The organism is Escherichia sp. MOD1-EC6475 (assembly GCF_003046645.1).
GTDB lineage: Bacteria > Pseudomonadota > Gammaproteobacteria > Enterobacterales > Enterobacteriaceae > Escherichia > Escherichia ruysiae.
Genome location: NZ_PZKQ01000082.1, coordinates 1 through 1659, shown reverse-complemented (window position 1 = coordinate 1659; position 1659 = coordinate 1). Strand labels below are relative to the sequence as shown.

General features: G+C 53.0%; 1 rRNA gene. It reads right to left on the bottom strand.

The features are described from left to right. Positions 1–42: 42 nt before the first annotated feature. Positions 43–1584 (bottom strand): 16S ribosomal RNA (locus A7589_RS21165). Between the last annotated feature and the right edge of the window lie 75 nt (positions 1585–1659).

Genomic DNA, 1659 nt, shown 5'->3' with positions numbered 1-1659 from the left:
CAGACAATCTGTGTGAGCACTTCAAAGTACGCTTCTTTAAGGTAAGGAGGTGATCCAACCGCAGGTTCCCCTACGGTTACCTTGTTACGACTTCACCCCAGTCATGAATCACAAAGTGGTAAGCGCCCTCCCGAAGGTTAAGCTACCTACTTCTTTTGCAACCCACTCCCATGGTGTGACGGGCGGTGTGTACAAGGCCCGGGAACGTATTCACCGTGGCATTCTGATCCACGATTACTAGCGATTCCGACTTCATGGAGTCGAGTTGCAGACTCCAATCCGGACTACGACGCACTTTATGAGGTCCGCTTGCTCTCGCGAGGTCGCTTCTCTTTGTATGCGCCATTGTAGCACGTGTGTAGCCCTGGTCGTAAGGGCCATGATGACTTGACGTCATCCCCACCTTCCTCCAGTTTATCACTGGCAGTCTCCTTTGAGTTCCCGGCCGGACCGCTGGCAACAAAGGATAAGGGTTGCGCTCGTTGCGGGACTTAACCCAACATTTCACAACACGAGCTGACGACAGCCATGCAGCACCTGTCTCACGGTTCCCGAAGGCACATTCTCATCTCTGAAAACTTCCGTGGATGTCAAGACCAGGTAAGGTTCTTCGCGTTGCATCGAATTAAACCACATGCTCCACCGCTTGTGCGGGCCCCCGTCAATTCATTTGAGTTTTAACCTTGCGGCCGTACTCCCCAGGCGGTCGACTTAACGCGTTAGCTCCGGAAGCCACGCCTCAAGGGCACAACCTCCAAGTCGACATCGTTTACGGCGTGGACTACCAGGGTATCTAATCCTGTTTGCTCCCCACGCTTTCGCACCTGAGCGTCAGTCTTCGTCCAGGGGGCCGCCTTCGCCACCGGTATTCCTCCAGATCTCTACGCATTTCACCGCTACACCTGGAATTCTACCCCCCTCTACGAGACTCAAGCCTGCCAGTATCAGATGCAGTTCCCAGGTTGAGCCCGGGGATTTCACATCTGACTTAACAGACCGCCTGCGTGCGCTTTACGCCCAGTAATTCCGATTAACGCTTGCACCCTCCGTATTACCGCGGCTGCTGGCACGGAGTTAGCCGGTGCTTCTTCTGCGGGTAACGTCAATGAGCAAAGGTATTAACTTTACTCCCTTCCTCCCCGCTGAAAGTACTTTACAACCCGAAGGCCTTCTTCATACACGCGGCATGGCTGCATCAGGCTTGCGCCCATTGTGCAATATTCCCCACTGCTGCCTCCCGTAGGAGTCTGGACCGTGTCTCAGTTCCAGTGTGGCTGGTCATCCTCTCAGACCAGCTAGGGATCGTCGCCTAGGTGAGCCGTTACCCCACCTACTAGCTAATCCCATCTGGGCACATCCGATGGCAAGAGGCCCGAAGGTCCCCCTCTTTGGTCTTGCGACGTTATGCGGTATTAGCTACCGTTTCCAGTAGTTATCCCCATCCATTGGGCAGTTTCCCAGACATTACTCACCCGTCCGCCACTCGTCAGCGAATCAGCAAGCTGATTCCTGTTACCGTTCGACTTGCATGTGTTAGGCCTGCCGCCAGCGTTCAATCTGTGCCATGATCAAACTCTTCATTTTATAAGTTTGATGCTCAAAGAATTAAACTTCGTAATGAATTCCGTGTTCACTTGTTAGATTTGTTATTCATTTATT